Source organism: Beijerinckia mobilis (assembly GCF_000745425.1).
GTDB lineage: Bacteria > Pseudomonadota > Alphaproteobacteria > Rhizobiales > Beijerinckiaceae > Beijerinckia > Beijerinckia mobilis.
The window spans coordinates 409,796-430,276 of sequence record NZ_JQJH01000001.1 but is presented as its reverse complement, the minus strand read 5'-3'; the positions used below and the strand labels follow the sequence as shown (position 1 = coordinate 430,276).

The following is a 20,481-nucleotide window of genomic DNA, read 5'->3' as shown; positions in this document are numbered from 1 at the left end:
GATGATGCCCCTGAGCCAAGGGCGGGGCGGTGCTAAAATTCTTTGCAGCCCCCCGTTTCGATGCTAGTCAAACGCGATGTGAGCGCGGCGCGGGTTTTTGTGGTGTCTGATCGGCCGTAGAAGCCTGAATGCTACGGCCGCGCCGGGGAGGGGAGTCAGGTCCCCGTTGCGTCGCTGGTGATTGCATTGCCAATTCAGCATGGGGTTTTCGCGTGAGTCCAAATTCGAAAGCTGGACGTGGAGCGCGGACTGAAGCTGATCGCATCGTCTATATCGTCGATGATGATGATGCTTTGCGCGAGGCGCTGAGCAGCCTTTTCCGTTCTGTCGGCTTGGCGGTCGAATTATTCGGGTCGGCCGCGGAACTTTTGGAGGCGAAGCTCGCCGAGGTGCCTGGCTGTCTCGTGCTCGATATTCGGTTGCCGGGCGTAAGCGGCCTCGATTTCCAGACCCAACTCGCAGGCTACGGCATTCATATTCCAATCGTTTTCATGACCGGCCACGCGGATATTCCAATGTCTGTCCGTGCGATGAAGGCAGGGGCCATCGACTTTCTGACCAAGCCGTTTCGTGATCAGGATATGCTCGACGCGGTTCATTCAGCCCTCGAAACCGACCGGAAACGGCGTGAAGCAGAAGGATCCGTCGCCGGATTGCATCGGCTCTACCAGAGTCTGACGGCGCGCGAGAAGGAAGTGATGGGCTATGTGATACAGGGCTTGATGAACAAGCAGATCGCCGGTGAATTGGGCCTGAGCGAAATCACGGTGAAAATTCATCGCGGTCATGTGATGCGGAAAATGGATGTACGATCCGTCGCCGATCTCGTGCGCGCCTCTGAACGGCTTGGGCTCTCCAAATTCGCGGGTTGATTCAGGTCATCGGCTGGCGAAATGCGGCGGTGGAAAGCCATTGGATGATACGCGGGCGATCCGGTATCAAACTAGTGTATGATTTCTCTTGAGGCCAAGGAAGGACATTTTGGGGGCCGGCTTTATCGCACGGCGTGGCCGCGTCGATCGTCAAGAGGAAAAGCCCAGTGTCCCATGATCTGAGGATCGCCATCATCGACGATGATGAGGCGGTTCGCACCGCTATCGCGAGTCTCGTCAGATCGCTTGGATATGACGCCAGTACCTTTGCGTCCGCGACGGATTTTCTGCAATCCTCCGCGCGAGGCGAGGTGGCCTGCCTGATTACAGATGTCGAGATGCCCGGCATGAGCGGTGTGGAATTGCAGGCGCACCTTCAGAAATGCGGCGAGACACTCCCCATCATCTTCATCACTGCCTTTCCGGCTGAAAGGCTTCAACGCAAAGTCCGCGCAGCTGGTGCGGTCGATCTGTTGCGCAAACCTTTCGATGGTGCTGTACTGATCGGTTGTCTTGAAAAGGCTTTGGGGAATGTGTCCGGATCATACTGACATCGCGTCATCAGGCAGCCAGCTTGCCTGAGCGATGTGGCGCTCTTCCGCAATGGCCCATCTTTTTTGAGAAATCACTCAGCGCCTGGAGAATAGTCGGTGGAGCGCGGCTTCCAGCAATGGAGGCAATCGTCGCGGCACATACCAAAGTATGGGGAGACGAAACCCATCATGGACATTGCCAAACCCAGGTAGAATGGATTGCGCAGGCGACGTCGCTATTCTTTGTTAATCACCAGCCGGTGACGCGGCAAATCCGACAGCCTCAGAGGCAAGCGCCGATTTGTCGTTTGGTGTCACGGGCTTCCTGCAACATTGAAAAACCGGCGTTTCACAATGTCCATTCACATTTCCCTGCCGCAACCGGCTCAGGCCGTGACCGCCCAAACCGCGCAAAGGCTTCCGCCATCGGTGCTTCCGGACTCTTGGTCGTTCGGCGAGGCGTTTTCGCTACGTCTTGATCATTTGGGGGTCGTGGTGGCTATCGCTCCAACGGTCTTGGAGCCCGAGACACGGCGCGTGCGCATCGCATTGCATGCAGTGAGAGAAGGTGGGGCGCTTCCGGTCGCGGACACAAGGCTTGGCGCGGTGCCGTCGCCGGGCGCTGCCATGATGGAGGATCCCGTGGTGCACCAACTCACCTGCGCGCTTGAAGCGGCCGAGCGTGGCAGCGATCCTTTCTCGGGTCTTTATGCCGATGCCCTGAGGCTTGCCGTCGTCACCCGCGTCTTTGGGACTGCCGGAGACCAGGCGATCGAGCGGCCGCAGGTGGAAATCGACGAGGTGCCGCAGCAGCAGCGGACGAAATCCGGCCTCGTCAAATGGCGGTTAAAGCGGGTCGTAACCTATATCGACGAACATTTGTCCGGGGCGGTGACACTTGCCGATATGGCGGTTGCGGCGGGGCTTTCGCGCATGCATTTTTCCGCTCAGTTCCGCCGTGCCACGGGCCTGAGGCCTCATGAATATTTGGTGAGAAGGCGCATTGAGCGTGCCCAGGACCTTTTGCGGGAGACACGGGAACCGCTTGTCCAGGTCGCGCTTGCCGTCGGGTTTCAGACCCAGGCGCATTTCACGACCGTTTTCCGGCGCATCACAGGGGAGACGCCCTATCAATGGCGTTGCGCTCATGCCGAGTGAAGCGGCTTATCGTGAGCCGTTTCCATCATAACCTGCGATCTCATTCCGCCGGAGACGTCTCGAACAGGCGATGAAGCTGATCGCACAGAGCCATATTCCCGCTGAGCGAACGCGCCTCGCGCTGCCGCTCTTCTTCCCAATCCAGAGTTTCGTGTGGGCCTTTCCACGCATGGCCGGTATGACGCCTCTGGAGTACCACCGTCACCTCGATTAGGATGCATGCGGAGTTTTCGACAAGCCTCGTCTTGGCGCTTACCGTATCGATAGTCTGCACGGCGTGATGATGCACAAGGCGTGGGCGAGGGCAGCATCACCGGCGGGGCGGAAGAGGGCGGCGGATGATGACGAGGCTGATGACACAGCAAGCCGAAGCAGGAACGACAAAGCGATTGCATTTTTCCACCGGGGAAAAACTGGTCGACGGAATTTGGCATAACCCACTGATCGATCGCATTTTGGTCGTTGTTTTTTGCGCCGGGATCTTTCTGTTCGATACATTCACGCAAATCGATATAGCGATCGCCGCGCTTTATGCGGTCGTCGTGGTTTTTTCCGCCAAAACCTTGCCGGGAAGGGAGGTCCTGTTCGTTGGGGTAGGCTCTATCGGTTTGACCTTACTCAGCTTCTTCATGACCCACGCCGGGGCATATCAGGACGAGGCCATCGGACGATGCGTGGTCGCCTGCATCGTCATCAGCGCCTCGACATTGCTCGCTGTCATCATGCAGCGCGCAGAAAGGGGGGGGGGCGCGAAAAGGCGGCTCTGCTCGAATTGACGCGTGATGCCATCATCGTGCGGGATGTGCGTGACGGCCGAGACGCCATCAGCTGTTGGAACGCGGGAGCGGAGTCCCTCTATGGCTGGACCAGAGCGGAGGTGCTCGGCCTTCGCCTTCAAGATTTGCTGTATGCAAACGCCACCAATCTGGCCGATATCCCCGATGAACTCGAGCGGACGGGTTATTGGCAAGGTGAATTGCACCATACATGCAGGGACGGATCGGAGGTGATTGTGGACAGCCGTTGGTCATTGCAGCGCGACGCGCATGGCGCGCCCATGGCGATTCTGCAAATCAACGCCGATGTCACCGAGCAGAAAAGGGCGGAGGAGGCTCTGAACAAATCCCGCGCCGAATTATCCCATATGACGCGGGTCATGACGCTTGGAGAACTCGCTTCCTCGATCGCCCATGAAGTCCGTCAGCCGATTGCTGCGGTCGTGACTGATGGTGACAGCTGTTTGCGCTGGCTGTTGCGCGATGTGCCGGATCTTTTGGAAGTCCGCGCCTGTGTTGAGCGCATGATTGCCAATGCGCGCAGGACCGATCAGGTGGTGACGCGGCTGCGCGCCCTGGCAACAAAGGATAAAGCGGAAAGGACGCTCTTCGACATCAACGAAATCGTCAATGATATTTTGCCGCTCGTCGAACGCGAGAGGCTTTCTGGCGCTGTTGTTCTCGATCTCGCGCTCGATCCTGCGATGATGATGGTGGAGGCTGACCGCATCCAGCTTCAACAGGTTTTGCTCAATCTCGTGGTCAATGCCATTCAGGCCATGGTCGAGGTCACGGATCGTCAAAGACAATTGACAATCCATTCGTGGCGGCAATGGCGCGCCGAGGTTGAAGCGGAATGCGCGATCATCGAGGTGCGTGACAGTGGACCAGGTATCAATAGTGATGCCGCTACCCGGCTCTTTACGCCTTTCTTCACCACGAAGGCGCAGGGCATGGGAATGGGCCTGTCGATAAGCCGTTCGATCGTGGATGCGCATGGCGGCTGGATCGGTGTCACCTCTGATCAGGGTTCTGGCACGACCTTCACCGTTGCGATACCACTGCATGGGGCCGAGGACCCCTCTGACGGAGTGTCGGTCTCGGGTTTTGTCGCCGAGCATGTTGACCGCGCCGAGGAAGTAGCGCGCCTTTAGAGTATCCGCGGTTCAAAGGGTATTGTCTTCGATATTCTCTTTTCTTTCTTGCCCGGAACAGTTGCTCCCGGAGCGGTGCCAGCGAGAGTGTCGCTGTCTCCTCCTCAGCAGAGCGTAAAAATGATCGGGATTGGAAACCGGAAATGCGGGGGGTATTGATCATTGCGCTATGCCATGTCTCGTCATCAGGCGTCATGATCTGTAGCCCGAGCCAACGTACAAGGACCATTCTGTCTGCGGGATTGATGCGTCTGGAGGAAATTTTGTCAGGCTTTATCATCCAAGCCAGGATATCGTCGCCCAGATAAAGCATTTCGGAATCATCCGATGTCTCTGAAGCAAGTCAATACACACGTATCTTGGAATTGATGACCCTCGGCTATCTGACCATCGTGCCGGAATTTCATGTATCGAAGGGATGATGGTGTGGCGGCTCTTACAGGACAGGGCCGAGCTTATGGCCCGGTTTTAAGGATGGTATACAAGAATTCCGTAGGGATTCCAGGTTCCGATCTTATAAAGCATTTTATTCCAATGGTTTATAAGATTTCGCCACCTTATTCCTTCAGGATAGTGGTATATTTTGGCAAGATGCGTGTCGTGGGAGGGTGCTCGACGGATGATCCCGATATTCCTGACTCCGCTGCACCCGTTCCCGCTCTCTTGCTTGCTTCCCAGTTAAGAGGGAAGATTACCGGCTATGCGTCCCTTTATAGGGATAAACATGGGGGTGAAGGGTCGGCGCTGGCATCGCCTGGGACTGGGAGCCTCCGCTGTGAGGCGCCGATGCCGGAGGGGAGTATTCGGGCGCATCGCCTCGCATTTTTTCAAGCAGGGACTGGAAAGGATCGAAAACTTCCGCCGCAGAAGGCTGGCCCGCGAAGGCCATTACAGCAATGAATGCGGCTATAAGACGATATTTCATTGAACGTTCCTCAACCATTGTGCGGCCGTAGATCGGTGGGTCATGAGGACCTCAGAGACTTTCTGCCGCTACGCTCGATCTCAGGATGCTTCTTCCATAGATCGAGCTGATACACCTATGAGTTAAGCTTTTATCTTAGGGCGGGTCGTGGTCGAACCGTCTCCCGTTGTTTTATCTCGACAGCCATTGCGCAAATTTAAAACCGTTTGTTTGGATGCGAAATAAGGTAAAAATGAAAGATATTATTGTCTGTAGATCAATTAACTGAAATTTAAAATCCCGAAAAGTAAGCCCGCTTGAATGTTTGTGTCGGGACTACGAAATTTAGAAAAAATCCTATTGGAGGGCATTTTCATGCCGTTGGATATAAGAATTCAGCCTGCAGAAAGTGTCGCGTGACGATCCTTGATCCACCCTCCTCCAAGCCCCGGAAATCATGGCATTTATTGGTATCTTCTGCCATAAAGCTGTTGGGCTTAGCAGCTTTATGGCAGAAGATATAAACCTGTTGAAGCGATTGACTAGCAATGATTTGTGCAATGCATCATTGCATTTTTCGCATGTGCGGCAGGCTCAGGCGGGGCGGCAGTATCGATGAGGCTGTCAAAGTCACGCGGTCCATTTCACATCGGCAGGGACACATATTCGATTCAAACTACCAGAGTATCGTGCCGGCTCCGACCCCTGTATGTTTGTGGACATTCATCCCGCGGATGATGAAGCAAGCATATTTTCAATCTCTTCTTGATCTAAACGGGGTGTTGCTGTGGAGGCAGTAATAACGCCCTAAGATGACAAAAGCTCTTGGAGGGAAGGAGGATTGGGAAGTGATGGTCGTATCTTTCGCTTGATTTTAGACTTTTCCTGAAAATTCACGGACTACACGGGGAACGGATTTTCGGGCATTGTGGCAGTAATACATTAATTCACTTGAATAGATGCATTGCCTTGGTTTTTGGTGACAAGACTTGATATCGCATTCAATATCATTCATATTTGCAGACAAATCTATAAGCTAGACGGTTGCCGAGTAATTTTGGCAGCTTAAATAATAGTTTAATATTGATAATGGCCCGGGAAATGGGTCCAAAAGGGGAGGTGACAGGCATGGCTTGGCCGTATTTTATTACGCATGGGATCAAAAGTGTGCGGTTTTTCGCGCGGGGTCAGCAATGCGTGCGCAGTGATGCCGGCAGCCAGATAGCGTGGGCATTAACAATCAATGCACTCTTTATACAAATGCCTGCATTTGAGGGGCATGCTTCTCCCCTTGGTCCTCAAACCGCTGATGTTGGTGCAATCTCGTACCCGGCTGGTCTGGAAAAGAAAGATCCCGACAAGCAACATGCAGTTTGGCTGGAATTCATCACTCAGGGCGATTTGAAGCGCGCTTCCGGTGATAGCAAAGGAGCCGAGAAGGCTTATCAAGCGAGTCTTGCGGTTGGACGTAAACTTGTCGCCATCGACCCCGAGAATACAGAGTGGCAACGCAACCTCTCCATTAGTTTTATCATGATCGGGGATATGAAACGGGCTGCCGGTGATTTGCGAGGTGCTCTTGAAGCCTATGAGTCGAGCCTCGGGGCTGAACGTAAGCTTGCCGTTGCTGATCCTGGCAATGCCGAATGGCAGCGCGATGTCGCTGTCAATCTCATCAAAAGCGGCGAGATCAAGCAATCGATCGGAGATCACAAAGGAGCGCGTGAAGCATATAAGGAAGGCCTGACCATCGCGCGTCGGCTGCTTGCCAATGATGAGGCCAATCAGGAATGGCAGCATGATGTCGCTGTAGGTCTTTTCATGGTCGGCGATGTCAGCCGCGATATTGGCGACCAAAAAACAGCGATTGAATCCTACTTGGCTAGCCTGGATATGGATCGCAAGCTTATTTCCGCCGACCCGGGCAATGAGGAATGGCAACGTGATACCAAACTTGCTCTTTCGAGAATCGGAGATTTGAAGAAGAGTCTTGGTGACCTGCCTGGCGCGCTCAACGCCTATCAGGAAAATGCTGCAGTTTGTCATAGATTGATCAATCTCGATCCCGCCAATGCTGATTGGCGGCGCGATGCTTCCCTGAATTTCGCGATGATTGGTGACGTTAAGCGGGCGGCTGCAGATATACCAGGCGCGCTTGATGCCTATAACCAAAGTCTGGATGTGTCCCACCAGCTAGCCTCTACCGGGACGACAAGCAAATTCGCGCAACGTGACGTCGTGTTGACGCTCAACCGGATCGGTGACCTGAAATTGGGGACTGGCGATAAGTCTGGCGCCCGGGAAGCTTATGAGAATAGTTTGAAAATCAATCGTGAACTGGCAGCCAATGATCCTCAGAATTTGCAAACACAGAGCGATCTCGTTGCTTCCTTACTGAAAGTCGGTGGTGTCAATACAAATATTCAATTGATCCGTGAAGCGCGGGTGATTTTGCAGAAGCTCGATGATGATAAGAAGATGACGGCACAATTGGAAGATTGGCGCGATACGATTGATAAGTTGTTTGCCAGTCGGGAAACCGTTCGTCGCTGACATGCGTCAGGCTTATTGTTTTGTTAGTTGTTATGAACTTGTGGGCTGTTCAAACAGCCCACAAGTTTTTTCATTTGGACTACCTGGTCCTGCACAGACACGTGCATTTAAACGCAAGGTATGCAACAAAAATACAAAAATGCCGCTTTGATAGGCGCGCTTTTACTTGCTATGAAAGGCTTTCGTGCACCTTCAGGTGCGCTATATTTAAATTATACATTCATTATGATGATTGAGCATGGTAATAGCTCTGTCTGGCGTCATCAGCGGCGGATGGAGCACAATTAGGCCCGTTTCAAGCGGGATCTGCGATAATATTTATATGGTCCGTGTCTGCTGGGTAGTTCCTGCAGCGCTCTTGCTTGGCGGTGTTGCCTTGGAAGTTCTACTCGTGCTGCTCGTGCGAAGTCCATTGAGTATTCACTGCCGATTATTTTTCAGCATCAAGAAAATTGAAACAAGTATTTATATGCTGGTCACGGCGGTGAGTCCTTGTCGAATTATCCAAACGCGACCGTGCATAATGCTTTCATGGATCTTGTCTAATCTTTGGATGAAATTAATAATAGTATTTCTATAAAGTACTTCGAAAGTCAGAGATGTTCCATAATGATGCATACGATCTACGACATAGGACCTTTGGGAGATGCGTTGCCCTCATGTGTAAATAGATACTCATTTTTCAAATATTTATAAGAATCGAAAATGTTGAAGGTCATATGGATACATCTGGTGTTGGGGTGGGTGTAAAAAATATTTAATGTGCGAAATTACAGAGAAGATCCAGTCTCCGTTCCGCCTTTGGCGCATATTTCCTATGTGCCAAAGACGAAAGCATGAGTCAGGGCGTGAATCCTGAAACTTTGATGCTGGTTATCTCTATGATACGGCATCGCTTGAGAGGCTGGGCGTTCGTCATTGGGAGTGACGGGCGGGCTCTTGGTTGATGACAAGTGTCGATCGGGGGTGAAGCAGAATGATCATTTCTGCCTTGAAAAAGGGGAGGGGGAAGATGCCGATAATCCAGAGAGCGAAAGGTTTTTCTATCAGTAGAATTGCGGTAACGAGACTGCTTTTTGGTTTTGGCTTAAGCCTGTCTCCCATTATTGAATTTGCTCATGCCGATACGACCGATCAATTGCTGGAAGAACTCAAGCGCAAAGGAATTCTGACCTCGTCGGAATTCAAGAAGCTGAAAGCTAGGCATGAAAGTGAGGTCGAGGCTCAAAGGACACGAAGCAAAAATATCAAGCATGCCAATCTTGGCTCTCCGGATCAGAAGGTCAATATAGCTTCGCCGGATGACCGGTATGTCAAAGCCGCTAAGAAAGGGCTTGGCGTACGCATTGGTGATGTCGATGTCAGTTTGAGCGGTGCGGTTACATTCTTCGCCTCACAGGTCTTTAATCCGACTCATGGTCCCCAAGTGGATGGCGCCTTGATGACAACAGGCGCGAATAACAGCTTTGCGATCCGTGGAGGCGTGCCTCCGAGCTTGCTGCTTCTCAGTCTGTCTACCAATCAGATGGGCTATGATCTTGGTTTCACATTGGGCCTTTACACGGGTGGCTCAAATATCAATACCGGTTTCCTCAATGCCAATAGCGGCGGCGCGGCGGTGGCGCTCGGCACTCCAGGTATTGATGCGCGTCAAGTTTATGGCACGATCGGCACGCCGGAATTTGGGACTATCAAGATTGGACGTGATGTCGGGTTGTTCGCATCGGATTCCCTCTTTAACGATGACGCGATTTTCGGCGCGGGTGTTCCATTCTTCAATTCGACACCGCATAATTCAACGCTTGCGCATATTGGTTATGGATATCTCTATGCGGATTATATTCCGCAAATCAGCTATACATCACCAAATTTCAATGGCGTGACATTCTCGATTGGTGCATTCACTCCCTTGCAGGAGTTTAATTTCTCTGGTGATTCAGGCACGATGACGGCCCATGACCAACCGATGATCCAGGGCCGTTTGAAATATGCCGGCGTCCTGACGGAGGGCGTTGGCCTGTCCCTATGGACGAGTGCCTTGACGCAGCAGCATAGGGCAGAGGTTGGGGATGCTGTCAATTTGGCGCCCGGGACGAATATCCGTGCCTATGGGGTTGATGGCGGCATAAAACTCGATATTGCGCCCGTGAGCTTTCTCGTTTCCGCCTATTACGGCAATGGACTCGGGACGGCAGCGCTATTCTATGATGGCATTTCTGTAAATGGTGTGAAACGTCAATCTTATGGTGGTTATGCGCAGGGTAGTTTCCGAATTTCCGATCGCTTCAGGGTTGGTGCCAGCTGGGGGATAAGCCTGCTTGATTCCGTCTATGGAGATCCCGGCACACTCATCCGGTCCAGTGACGCCTATATGGGATTTGCCCGCTATAAACTGACGGAGTGGATGTCCCTCGAGGCTGAATACATACACACGACGCAAAAGAATCAAACGGGATCTGGCTATAGTAATAATGCGATGCTTTTCGGATCCGTCCTCGCGTTTTAGCGTGAGAGTTGGCGATGGATGGCTCGCTAGCGATAATGGTGTCTGAGGGTCGTCTGGTGGTGTTGAAATCAGATTGACCCTCTGTTCAATGAACCAACAGTGGAAAGGTCGATTGTACGGCTGATGCCAGTCCTTCGGCCTTGATGCTATGATCCGGATCAAACAAGTCCGTATCATCACGGGATGTTACGAGAAAGCTGTGGTCAAGTACCTGCTATGTCAAGCTCGTCGCGACAAGATTTGATGTACCGCCGCTTATGAGTTGACGCCCTGAGTGGAACCGATTTCCCCATGATATTCTTCGGTCAGGAAGTAAGTATCAAGAGTCTCTAAAAGCTCACTTGTCAAAATTCAAATTTTCTAAAAAGTAGTATGAGTCTAATCTCAGAGATAGTGTGGCTAGATTATAGGCTTATAATCTAAAATATCGCGTGGTTCTGGCCTATACCTTCCTCATCCAGCTTCTCAGCGCGGCGAGTGGGCCGCATGCTTGCTGTGTGGACTCCCGTGGGATTTAGTCTCCTGCCTCAGGTGCTGTCCCGGAGTCTCCAGCCCAAACCAAAACTGTTCCTGCCAGGAAATCTGCGGTTGCCGAGGCTTCTTTGTCGAAAAGCAGCACCGATAATGCGATTGCGGATGTTGGTCATATATCATCGAATGCCAATTGTCTCAGCGCGCTGCTTGAAGATGTCGGTGTGACAACGGAGAAGCATAGTAAGGTCTTTTTCCCTAAATAATTTATCGCTCTCTGAGTGTGGGTCGATTGATGACCCGATATTCGATGAGACCGGGCGATTGTGGATGCCAACTTTCTCGTGATGCAAAAGAGATTGCGTGGGCATAAAATCCACTTGATTTATAAATCTACTAGAATAGTATATTTATAATCCAATTTTGCACGGACGCTTTTCACGATGACGGCTGCGCTCGCTCCTTCGCCTTCTCCTTTTTCCGATTCAAATATCGACCTGTTTCAGGCCGAGGGTGGCGTGCAGGGGTTACTGCTTCCTGAATTGCCAAAGCCGTCTTACCGTACGACGGCAATCGTCCTCATTGTCTATGCTCTCGCGCTCGCCGGCGTAGTCACCTATTCAGCAAAGCCGGTTGAGGCGCCGCTGGAAGAACCGCTCGAATTGGTGATCGAGCCCGCTGCGCCCGCACCGGAGGCGCCGCCGACCGCCGAAGAAAGGCCGGTTGAACAGCCACCTGAGGTGCCGCCCGTGGAGGAGCCTCCGGTTGAGGAGCCGCCGCAGGATCTGGCTCCGCCGCCTCCGCCCGCTGTCGAGCCGGAACCCGTGGTCCCGGTTGAGCCGCCGAAGCCCATTCCACCCAAACCCGTCAAGAAGGTTGAGAAGAAGCCCCCGCCAGCGAAGCCCGCTGTCAAAAAGCCCACCGCAGCCTCAGCCAATCACGCAGCGCCGCCCGGTTCTGCCGGCACTGGCGGGGCTGGACCATCAAATGCGGTGGTTTCCGGTTATGCCAATCTCGTCCATGCTCGTATTGCACGTGTCGCTGGCAATAATTATCCGCGTGCCGCGCTGGCTTCTGGCGCTTCCGGCCGTGTCCCCTATCACATCGTTATCGGGCCCTCCGGCGAACTCATCTCAAAGAGCATCACGCCTTCCGGCAATCCGGCCCTCGACGCCGCCGCCGCCGCCGCGCTTGCCCGCGCCGCGCCCTTTCCGCCCTCCGGCATGTCGCGTCCGGTCTCCCTCTCCGGTGCCATTGCTTACCGCCTGCATTGAGCCGACGGCCTCGTCTCGACAATCATTCTTCCCACGCTAAACCCATAGAGGATAATCAATGAGTGATCCCATCACGGCTGCCCCGGCCGCTGCTCACGTCCTGTCCCCGGTCGAGCTGTTTCTGCAAGCTGATAGCGTCGTCAAGACGGTGATGATTCTCCTGGTCCTCGCCTCTGTTTGGGGATGGGTCGTCATCTTCAACAAGCTCATCCGTCTGCGTGTATTGCATAAACGTGCAGAGAAACTGCTCAGGAGCGTACAGCAGGGTTTGCCAGTATCTTCGCTCGCCGAGAGCTTCAATGCAGCCCCTGTCAATGATCCTCTGGTTGCCGTCTACCGTGCGATGATCGAAGAGCATGCCCGTTCCGCCGATCTCGTCTACACCGATGGTCAACGTGAAAGTCTACAGGAGCGCATTCATCGCGTTGCGCAGCTTGCCAGTTCCAATGCCATCGATCAATTGCAAAGCTCGCTTTCCGGACTTGCCACCATCGGTTCCGTCGCGCCTTTCGTTGGCCTTTTCGGCACGGTCTGGGGCATCATGAATTCGTTCCAAGGCATTGCCGCCTCCAACAACACCAGCCTGTCGGTCGTTGCGCCTGGTATTGCTGAGGCGCTTTTTGCCACCGCGCTCGGCCTCGTGGCGGCGATTCCAGCGGTTGTCTTCTATAACCGTATTGGCACCGACATCAGCAAATACAGCAAGAGACTCTCTTCCTTTATTAACGTTTTTGAAATCGAGCTTTCCCGTCAATTGTCCAAGAAAGGAGATCGCAATGGCCTTCGCGTCGCCTAAAGCCGATGGAGGTGAAGCCGCTCCCATGAGCGACATGAATGTCACGCCGCTGGTCGATGTGATGCTCGTTCTGCTCATTGTTTTCATGGTCGCTGCTCCCTTGATGGCGACGGGTGTTCCGGTCGATCTGCCGAAAGCGCAGACGAAGCCGCTGAACGAGCAGAAACCGCCGATCGCCGTCAGTATCGACAGTTCAGGCAAATTCTTCGTCGATCAGTCGGAAGTCGCGTCCGAGGAACTGGTGTATGTGCTTGGCCAGAATGCCGAGAGCAAGGATCGCCGTATTCACGTCCGTGGGGACAAATCGATTGCCTATGGCAAGGTGATAGAAGTGATGGGCCTCATCAATTCCGCCGGTTACACCAAGGTCGCCCTCGTGTCCGAAGCCCCCGGTCCCGCCAGTCCGGCAACGGTCGCGCCAACGGCAACCGTTACGCCATAAAGCGACGCGTCTTGAACTTTTTTTCGTACCTCCCGCTCCTCCTCCTGGCGCTCGTATCCCGCGAGCGCCGCTTTTTTAGCTGTCATTCAACAATGAAGTTTCTGTCGCATCAGATCCTCATCTTGCTCTTGATGGCATTGTTCGGCATGGTATCGATTGACTGCAGCCGGGCGACTGAACGCGTTTTGCGTATTGGTGATCAGAAAGGCGGTCTCCATGCGCTCATGAACGCAGCCAATGTATTGGACACGTCCTATCGCATCGAATGGATGGTGTTTCCGGCTGCCGCACCGCTGTTTGAAGCCTTGCGTAGCGGGGCGATCGACGCCGGTTGGGTGGGTGACGCACCATTTGTTTTCGCGGCGGCAACCTCGGCCCCGGTTAAGGCCATTTACGCTGCGCGGGCGGATGGAACCAGCACTGCCATCCTCGCCGCACCGCAGACGCCGATTCACAATCCCGAAGACCTGAAAGGCAAGCGGATTGCCGTCGCCCGTGGCTCGATCGGTCATTACATTCTCGCACGTGCGCTCGAGAGTGCGCATCTTTCGTTGAACGATGTTAGGCCTGTCTTTCTCTCGCCGGCCGATGCACGCGCCGCACTGAAATCCGGTTCCGTCGACGCTTGGGCCACCTGGGAACCCTACACCGCGCAGTCGGAGCAGGAGGATGGCACAAGGCGTATCATCGATGGAGGCAAGGGGCTTCTCAGCGGATTGATCTATCTCGTCGCGGTGAACAAAGCAGTTTTGACCAACAATGATCTTCTTGCCGATTTCGTCCGGCGTCTCGCCAGGGCTCATGTCTGGGCGCAGACTCATCTTGACGATTATGCGGTTGTTTGGGCGAAAGAAACCGGGCTATCCGAGACAATCGCCCGTCACGCCCTCGGACGCCTGATCTATTCCCCGGTTGCCATCGATGATCATATCGTCACCGAGCAACAGGATACTGTCGCGGCCTATGCCAGGACGAAAATCATCCCGGCGCCGTTCGATACCTCGCCATTTTTCGATGCGCGGTTCAACGAGGTGCTTTTACATTGACCATGGCGCCGGGGATCCTTTGCTTCTTGAGCCGCCGAGAAGGGCAGGCTTGAGCTTTGTCAACACACCGCCTAAAAAATTCACAATAGTCGCCGTGATGCCGTTTCATTACTTTATAAGCTGATCCATCATTTTATATACTCATATCTTTCGCTCACATGTCGCGGCCATGGCGATGACCTGACATGAGGCTCGTGAGGAATTACTTGGTCCGTGATCCGTCCATCCATTCTCTTCATGATTGATGTCGGCGGTAAAAGAGCCTCCGATAATGAGCGGGCGGGCCGTCGAACGGCAGAGACAGAACTGAATCGGCATGTCCAGTTGCTCGATGGTTTGGACGTGCCTGCTAGGCAATCAATCCAGAGACGGAGATGTGAATATGGCGCCTGCTTCCTCAGTGTATGTGCTGCCCCGTGCCGTGACATCCAATCTCTCTGCACCGACGCCGCAGAATGATCTAACCATAGCGCTCTCATCGCTGACCGAGGAATTTGCGTCGCGGGCGGCTCAGCATGACAGGGAAGGATCATTCGCCTTTGAGAATATCGCGCGCTTGCACGAACTGGGGCTGCTTGCTTTTGCGGTGCCGTCGGCAAGTGGTGGAGGTCTTCCGGAGACTTTCGGAGGGGGCGCGGCAACTCTGCAGGCCGCCGCCCAGATTGTCCGTGCCATTGGTAAGGGTGACCCTTCGACCGGGCTCGTCCTTGTCATGCAATATGTCCATCACATTGCGATAGATTTGGATGGACATTGGCCCAAAGCCCTGCGTGAAATCGTCCAGCGCGATGCTGTGGACAATGGTGCTCTCATCAATTCACTGCGTGTCGAACCGGAACTCGGCTCTCCAGCGCGCGGTGGATTGCCGCAAACGGTAGGACGGCGCACCCCGAAAGGCTGGCGTATCTCTGGCCGTAAACTCTATTCTACGGGCATTCCGGCGCTCACCTGGCTAGCTGTGTGGGGCCGTACCGATGAGGACGAGCCGAGGGTTGGTGCCTTTCTGGTGCATCGGCAGACGCCTGGTATCAAGGTCATCGAGAACTGGGATCATCTCGGTATGCGGGCGAGTGGAAGTCATGAAGTCGTCTTCGATGAAGTCCTGGTGCCTTTCGATCATGCCATCAATCTGCAGCCACCTTCGGTTCAACGTGGTCTGGATCCGTTACAGCTTATATGGATGGCGGTGCTACTGAGTGCGCTTTATGATGGTGTGGCGCATGCCGCACGGGATTGGTTCGTGCAATTTGCCAAGGAACGGGTTCCATCCAATCTCAATGCACCGCTTGCAAGTCTTGAGCGGTTTCAGGAAGCCGTCGGCCGTATTGACGCTTTGTTGTTCAATAATGCGATCCTGCTCGAAAATTTCGCGGGCTCCGTGGACGAGGGGCACCGGCCGTCGGGACGGGACTGTAATTTCATCAAATATCTTGCCACCGGCAATGTAATTGCGGCTGTTGAACAGGCTGTCGAACTGTCCGGAAACCCGGGTCTCTCCCGTGCAAATCCTCTTGAACGGCACTATCGCGATATTTTGTGCAGCCGTATCCATACACCTCAGAACGACGTTATTCTCTCCAGCGCCGGACGGGAGGCTTTCGCTGCCACGCCCGGATCCGAGCGGGCCTGAGACGTGCTGAGGACCGAAGGTGGATCGGATGTTTCAGGAACACTTCACCAAAAAGAAGGAGCATGTTCCGATGGTCGGAAAATGCTCTGCATATGACAGGATTTTCGAGACTGTGGGTATCAATAGAGAGGGAAAGAGTCAGCTGTCATAGCCTGGCAGTTCCCTGTCCAGCCGGCGGAGCAGGGCTGCCCAGGCCAGTTTGTCGTGATTATTGTCTGGGTCGATCGCCCTTGTCATGGAAGGGGCCCATACAGCAGAGCTACATTATATGAAACGTCATCCTGATTGGAAGCCGCTACCCCCGCGACGTTGAATTGTGTCCGTTTCATTTGTCTGCGTCACAGAAAGTCCGATGCTTGTGTCAGATGACTACGAATCCGTGAGAAGCGTCACGGGCAAGCTGTTCGACCAGTCCATATTCCCATTCGAGATAGGCTTCCATCGCGGCAACCGGATTGTCCGTTCCCTCATAGGGGCGCCGATAAATATCGTCGATCTTCGTCGCGGCACGCAGCAAACCGTCTTCGAAAGGAAGGCGGGCCTCGTTCCAGCTATTTGTTCCGCCTTCCAGATGGAAGATCTCGGCTTGAAACAGGAGTCCGAAATCCTCCACCGCATAGGCTGCAAGAAACCCATCCGGTGAGGTCAGAACAATTGTCTGGTTGTTTGGTACCTTTTCGAAGACTTCTGCTGTATGCGCTCGCACGGCAAACCACGCTCCTGGAATGTGCCCTTGCCGATAAATGGAGCTTGGAGCAAGTTCAATGAGGGTTACCTCATTGCGCGCAAGTTTGTTGGCAAGCTGCTGCACCGTGATGGCTGGTGCCGGTAGAGTGCATTCGGATACAATGCAGCATTTACGGCTGTGATTTCTATGCTTTGTCGTTTCATTGAACGCTGCACAAGATTATGACTTGCCGACAATCAAAATATATAATACATAGATTAAGTGAATTATGACGTCACAACCTCCTCCCATGGGTCCCATCCATGCCGTTTTCCATCTCGCCGCATCAACGTCGGTTGTTCCTCAAGGGAGCTGGGGCCTTGGGCCTTGTCATCCCCTTTGGGCTTTCCTTTCGAACCGATGTGGCGGCTGGCCCGAATCGGCTCGCGCCTCTGGTTGGGGAATGGCCGCTTTGCCGCACTGCGGCTTCCGGAGATGCCGCAGCCGGTGCTCCGGCTGTGGGGCCTTTGCGCAAAATCAATTTCGCCTGGAACGCGACAGCCGCTTGCCTGCCGACAATTCCCGCCGCGCTGGACAAAGGCTATTTCGCCAAGAATGGCCTTGATGTTTCTCTCATCAATTATTCCGGTTCGACCGATCAATTGCTGGAAACGCTTGCCACTGGAAAGGCCGATGCCGCCGTTGGCATGGCGCTGAGATGGTTGAAACCGCTAGAGCAGGGCTTCGATGTCAAGATTGTCGCTGGACTGCATGGTGGCTGTCTGCGCCTGCTCGCGCCCAAAGCGTCAGGTATCAGCGCACTGAAGGACCTGAAAGGCAAGACAATTGCTGTCAGCGATACAAACTCTCCGGCCAGGAATTTCTTCGCGATCCTTCTGAAGAAGGCCGGTGTCGATCCGGAGCATGATGTCGATTACAAGATTTACCCTCAGCCGCTCCTTCGCGCGGCCGTCGAAAAGGGTGAAGCCCAGGCCTGCGCCGACGGCGATCCCTATACCTATTCCTGGCTGAAGGATGGGACCTTCGCGGAAGTCTCGTCCAACATGCGGGATGATTACGCGCAGCTAACCTGCTGTATCATTGGTGTGAGCGGCAAGCTGCTGCGTGAAGACAAGAAGGCCGTGGCGGCCCTCGTCCGTTCGCTACTCGATGCCGGCGAATTCACGGCGGCCCATCCGGATGAATCGGCAGCGGCGCTCGCGCCTTATGTCACCTCCATCAGCGTCGCCGAACTCGCGGGGCTTGCCCGCTATCACACCCATCATGCGCATCCGGTGGGCGCTGATCTCAAACGCGAACTCACGCATTATGCGCAAGACTTGAAATTGATCGATGTCCTGAAACGGAGCACGGATCCCGCGCGCTATGCTGACCGGATCGTCGTGGATGTCTTGAGCAGCTGAGGTGTCATCATGTCCGCGTTGATTTCCACTCGTGATGCTGATCCTGCGGGCTCCTTCAGGCCACAGGAAAGCACCGTTTCCGCGAGTAAGAAATCTGTAGCCGGTCATTCCCAGGCGATTGTCATTCTTGCCTTTGCCGCGAGTGCGGCATGGGGATCGGCCGGCATCATCACACAAGTTGCCGAGGATGTTGGGGATTGGGGGCGGGCGACTGAATTTGCGATTTTGGCCGAGGTGGTTTCGGGGCTCTTGTTCACCATTGGTTTGCTGCACCTCTTTCTGCCCAGAATCGTGGCGCCGGTGCTCCGGTTTCTTCCCTGGAGCCTGGTGCTCGGCCTGTTTCTCGCCGCCTGGGAATGGAGCACGGCCAAGTCCGGCCTGCTGCCTATGCCGTTCTTTCCCCCGCCGCAGGCTTTACTGGAAGTCTTTTTGGACGATGGCGGTAAATTGCTTGAAAGCGTCCTGGCTTCACTGGAATTATTGAGTCTCGGTGTCTTCTTCGGTGCCGTGGTGGGATTCGGCCTTGGAGTCGCGCTCGGCTGCTGGAAAGCGATCGGTTATTGGATGCATCCAATTCTTAGGCTCATCGGTCCCTTGCCACCGGTCGCCTGGCTGCCGCTCGCCTTTTTCGCCTTCCCTTCGAGCCACGCGGCGAGCATTTTCCTGATCGCCCTTGCAGTGGGATTTCCCGTAACGATTCTGACCTGGTCCGGTGTGCGCGGGGTCGACCCGGCTTATTATGATGTCGCGCGGACGATGGGCGCGAGCCGCTGGTTCCTGATCCGCAAGGTCGCGATCCCTGCTGCCTTGCCACATGTCTTCATCGGTCTGTTCATGGGCCTTGGCGCATCATTCGTCGTATTGGTGACTGCTGAAATGATGGGCGTGAAGGCGGGCCTCGGCTTCTACATGAATTGGGCGCAAGGGTGGGCGGCCTATGCCAATATGTATGCCTGTCTTCTGGTTATGGCGCTGATGTGTTCCAGTCTCGTGACCCTTCTCTTCAAGGTGCGCGACTGGTTGCTCTCGTATCAGAAGAATGCGCTCCAATGGTAGAGTCCGCGCTGCGTGAAAGGACTTCTGGCGAGGTCTCGGCGTCCTCCCTCCAGGCATCCCTTCTCCCGGCGCTTGCCGTGCGTGATGTCAGCCACGGCTTCTTCCTGCGAGACACGCATCTGCAGGTCCTCGATCGTGTTGATTTCAGCGTAGGGGTGGGCGAATTCATTGCCTTGCTGGGACCGAGTGGCTGTGGCAAGTCCACCCTCCTACGTCTTGTCGCTGGTCTTGAGACGCCGGTTTCCGGCGTCGTCGCCACGGAAGAAGGTCCAATTTTGGGTCCCGATCCGTCCCGGATCCTCGTGTTCCAGGATCCGACGTTATTCCCCTGGCGCAAGGTTTGGGACAATATCGCAATAGGTCTCGAAGCGCGCGGGCTCTTGCGTGCGAGCCGGGCACGTGTCGATGATGTCCTGCGACTGGTGGGTCTGCAAAATTTCGCCAATGCCTATCCGCATCAACTCTCCGGCGGCATGGCGCAGCGTGTCTCTCTGGCACGTGCCCTGGTCAATGATCCGAAATTCCTGTTGCTCGATGAACCGCTCGGCAAGCTCGACGCCCTGACGCGTTTGTCCATGCAAGGCGAAATCGTGCGGATCTGGCAAAGTGCCGGATTTGTGGCTTTGCTCGTCACCCATGATATCGAGGAAGCTCTTCTGATGGCGACGCGTGTACTCGTCTTCAGTGAGCGTCCAGCCCGCATCAAGGCGGATATCAGGATCGATAAAGCCTACCCGCGTCATCGCGATGATGAGGATCTCGTCCGCCAACGCCATGAGATTCTGACACTCCTTGGCCATGCCTCGGATTGGTGAAACATGGAGTCGGATTGCGTCAACACGCTTCGCTCGCGACGCCAGATTATGATGCCGGTGAGGCAGCAATCGCTTGTTGCCCAACGAATGTGTCGAGGCTGAGCGATATTGATTCATTATGCTGCCGTCTGTGATTTGCTTAACTCGGGCTTGGTTGCCTCGGGATTGTTGACCATGATGGTCCCTTCATCGTGGCCATCTTCAATAGCAACGGATACGGCCCGGCAGCCTCAGCCATGCGTTTGATTCTTCGCCGGTCTGGAGCGTGCAGATGGATGATTCGCTGCAATCGCGGCCGGATAAAAAATCCGGAGCCTTGAGCCATTCCGAATCTCGGCTGTCATGATCGTTTCCCGGGAAGCGTGAGACGAGATGTGGGTGGCACGCGCCTTCAATTCGGCAGT

16 protein-coding genes are annotated in these 20,481 nt (G+C 54.5%); 15 read left to right on the top strand and 1 reads right to left on the bottom strand.

Annotated features, from left to right (window positions below; genetic code table 11):
* Positions 1 to 212 precede the first annotated feature (212 nt).
* From DL88_RS01825 to DL88_RS01770, 12 genes are all read left to right on the top strand, one after another.
* A complete protein-coding gene (locus DL88_RS01825; protein ID WP_034990955.1) occupies positions 213 to 872 on the top strand; it encodes a response regulator transcription factor in 660 nt (219 codons plus the stop codon).
* Positions 873 to 1,039: 167 nt separating this feature from the next.
* Complete coding sequence (locus DL88_RS01820; protein ID WP_034990954.1) at positions 1,040 to 1,423, top strand: response regulator transcription factor; 384 nt, start codon at positions 1,040 to 1,042, stop codon at positions 1,421 to 1,423.
* 336 nt (positions 1,424 to 1,759) lie between these two features.
* On the top strand, positions 1,760 to 2,563 hold the full coding sequence (locus DL88_RS01815) for an AraC family transcriptional regulator (RefSeq protein ID WP_051955466.1): 804 nt from the start codon (positions 1,760 to 1,762) through the stop codon (positions 2,561 to 2,563).
* Positions 2,564 to 2,901: 338 nt separating this feature from the next.
* Entirely contained in the window at positions 2,902 to 3,339 is a 438-nt protein-coding gene (locus tag DL88_RS20525) for a hypothetical protein (RefSeq protein ID WP_051955465.1), read from the top strand.
* Positions 3,336 to 4,493 carry a two-component system sensor histidine kinase NtrB gene (locus tag DL88_RS01810; protein ID WP_051955464.1) on the top strand — a complete coding sequence of 386 codons (1,158 nt, stop codon included), beginning with the start codon at positions 3,336 to 3,338 and terminating at the stop codon, positions 4,491 to 4,493. The genes DL88_RS20525 and DL88_RS01810 overlap by 4 nt, the downstream gene beginning before the upstream one ends.
* Positions 4,494 to 6,525: 2,032 nt before the next feature.
* Positions 6,526 to 7,950, top strand: coding sequence for a tetratricopeptide repeat protein (locus DL88_RS01800; RefSeq protein WP_034990952.1), 1,425 nt, complete (start codon positions 6,526 to 6,528; stop codon positions 7,948 to 7,950).
* Between the two features lie 976 nt (positions 7,951 to 8,926).
* A complete protein-coding gene (locus DL88_RS01795; protein ID WP_245270575.1) occupies positions 8,927 to 10,456 on the top strand; it encodes a porin family protein in 1,530 nt (509 codons plus the stop codon).
* A gap of 914 nt (positions 10,457 to 11,370) precedes the next feature.
* Positions 11,371 to 12,201 carry a TonB family protein gene (locus DL88_RS01790; protein ID WP_034990950.1) on the top strand — a complete coding sequence of 277 codons (831 nt, stop codon included), beginning with the start codon at positions 11,371 to 11,373 and terminating at the stop codon, positions 12,199 to 12,201.
* A 58-nt stretch (positions 12,202 to 12,259) separates the two neighbouring features.
* The gene (tolQ, locus tag DL88_RS01785; protein ID WP_034990949.1) at positions 12,260 to 12,997 is read left to right on the top strand and encodes a protein TolQ; all 738 of its coding nucleotides are present in this window, start codon (positions 12,260 to 12,262) and stop codon (positions 12,995 to 12,997) included.
* Positions 12,978 to 13,439, top strand: a complete 462-nt coding sequence (gene tolR / locus DL88_RS01780; protein WP_034990947.1) for a protein TolR — start codon at positions 12,978 to 12,980, stop codon at positions 13,437 to 13,439. Before tolQ ends, tolR begins: the two co-directional genes overlap by 20 nt.
* Positions 13,440 to 13,585: 146 nt before the next feature.
* Entirely contained in the window at positions 13,586 to 14,485 is a 900-nt protein-coding gene (locus DL88_RS01775) for an ABC transporter substrate-binding protein (protein ID WP_169741519.1), read from the top strand.
* 382 nt (positions 14,486 to 14,867) lie between these two features.
* On the top strand, positions 14,868 to 16,115 hold the full coding sequence (locus tag DL88_RS01770; protein WP_084704778.1) for an acyl-CoA dehydrogenase family protein: 1,248 nt from the start codon (positions 14,868 to 14,870) through the stop codon (positions 16,113 to 16,115).
* Positions 16,116 to 16,476: 361 nt separating this feature from the next.
* On the opposite strand, the gene DL88_RS01765 is transcribed toward DL88_RS01770, so the two are convergent.
* Positions 16,477 to 16,926 carry a rhodanese-like domain-containing protein gene (locus DL88_RS01765; protein ID WP_034990941.1) on the bottom strand — a complete coding sequence of 150 codons (450 nt, stop codon included), beginning with the start codon at positions 16,924 to 16,926 and terminating at the stop codon, positions 16,477 to 16,479.
* A gap of 236 nt (positions 16,927 to 17,162) precedes the next feature.
* Between DL88_RS01765 and DL88_RS01760 the strand changes: the two genes are divergently transcribed.
* The 3 genes from DL88_RS01760 to DL88_RS01750 are packed head-to-tail and all read left to right on the top strand — an operon-like array spanning position 17,163 to position 20,077.
* The gene (locus DL88_RS01760) at positions 17,163 to 18,206 is read left to right on the top strand and encodes an ABC transporter substrate-binding protein (protein WP_245270574.1); all 1,044 of its coding nucleotides are present in this window, start codon (positions 17,163 to 17,165) and stop codon (positions 18,204 to 18,206) included.
* Between the two features lie 9 nt (positions 18,207 to 18,215).
* Positions 18,216 to 19,262: an ABC transporter permease gene (locus DL88_RS01755; RefSeq protein ID WP_034990936.1), complete on the top strand. Its 1,047-nt coding sequence runs from the start codon at positions 18,216 to 18,218 to the stop codon at positions 19,260 to 19,262.
* On the top strand, positions 19,256 to 20,077 hold the full coding sequence (locus tag DL88_RS01750; RefSeq protein ID WP_051955463.1) for an ABC transporter ATP-binding protein: 822 nt from the start codon (positions 19,256 to 19,258) through the stop codon (positions 20,075 to 20,077). Before DL88_RS01755 ends, DL88_RS01750 begins: the two co-directional genes overlap by 7 nt.
* Positions 20,078 to 20,481: the final 404 nt, after the last annotated feature.

Bases quoted from the DNA above. Each gene is read 5' to 3' on its own strand.
- DL88_RS01815 (WP_051955466.1), top strand. From the start codon at position 1,760: ATGTCCATTCACATTTCCCTGCCGCAACCGGCTCAGGCCGTGACCGCC.
- DL88_RS20525 (WP_051955465.1), top strand. From the start codon at position 2,902: ATGATGACGAGGCTGATGACACAGCAAGCCGAAGCAGGAACGACAAAG.
- DL88_RS01800 (WP_034990952.1), top strand. From the start codon at position 6,526: ATGGCTTGGCCGTATTTTATTACGCATGGGATCAAAAGTGTGCGGTTT.
- DL88_RS01795 (WP_245270575.1), top strand. From the start codon at position 8,927: ATGATCATTTCTGCCTTGAAAAAGGGGAGGGGGAAGATGCCGATAATC.
- DL88_RS01790 (WP_034990950.1), top strand. From the start codon at position 11,371: ATGACGGCTGCGCTCGCTCCTTCGCCTTCTCCTTTTTCCGATTCAAAT.
- tolQ (WP_034990949.1), top strand. From the start codon at position 12,260: ATGAGTGATCCCATCACGGCTGCCCCGGCCGCTGCTCACGTCCTGTCC.
- tolR (WP_034990947.1), top strand. From the start codon at position 12,978: ATGGCCTTCGCGTCGCCTAAAGCCGATGGAGGTGAAGCCGCTCCCATG.
- DL88_RS01775 (WP_169741519.1), top strand. From the start codon at position 13,586: ATGGTATCGATTGACTGCAGCCGGGCGACTGAACGCGTTTTGCGTATT.
- DL88_RS01770 (WP_084704778.1), top strand. From the start codon at position 14,868: ATGGCGCCTGCTTCCTCAGTGTATGTGCTGCCCCGTGCCGTGACATCC.
- DL88_RS01755 (WP_034990936.1), top strand. From the start codon at position 18,216: ATGTCCGCGTTGATTTCCACTCGTGATGCTGATCCTGCGGGCTCCTTC.
- DL88_RS01750 (WP_051955463.1), top strand. From the start codon at position 19,256: ATGGTAGAGTCCGCGCTGCGTGAAAGGACTTCTGGCGAGGTCTCGGCG.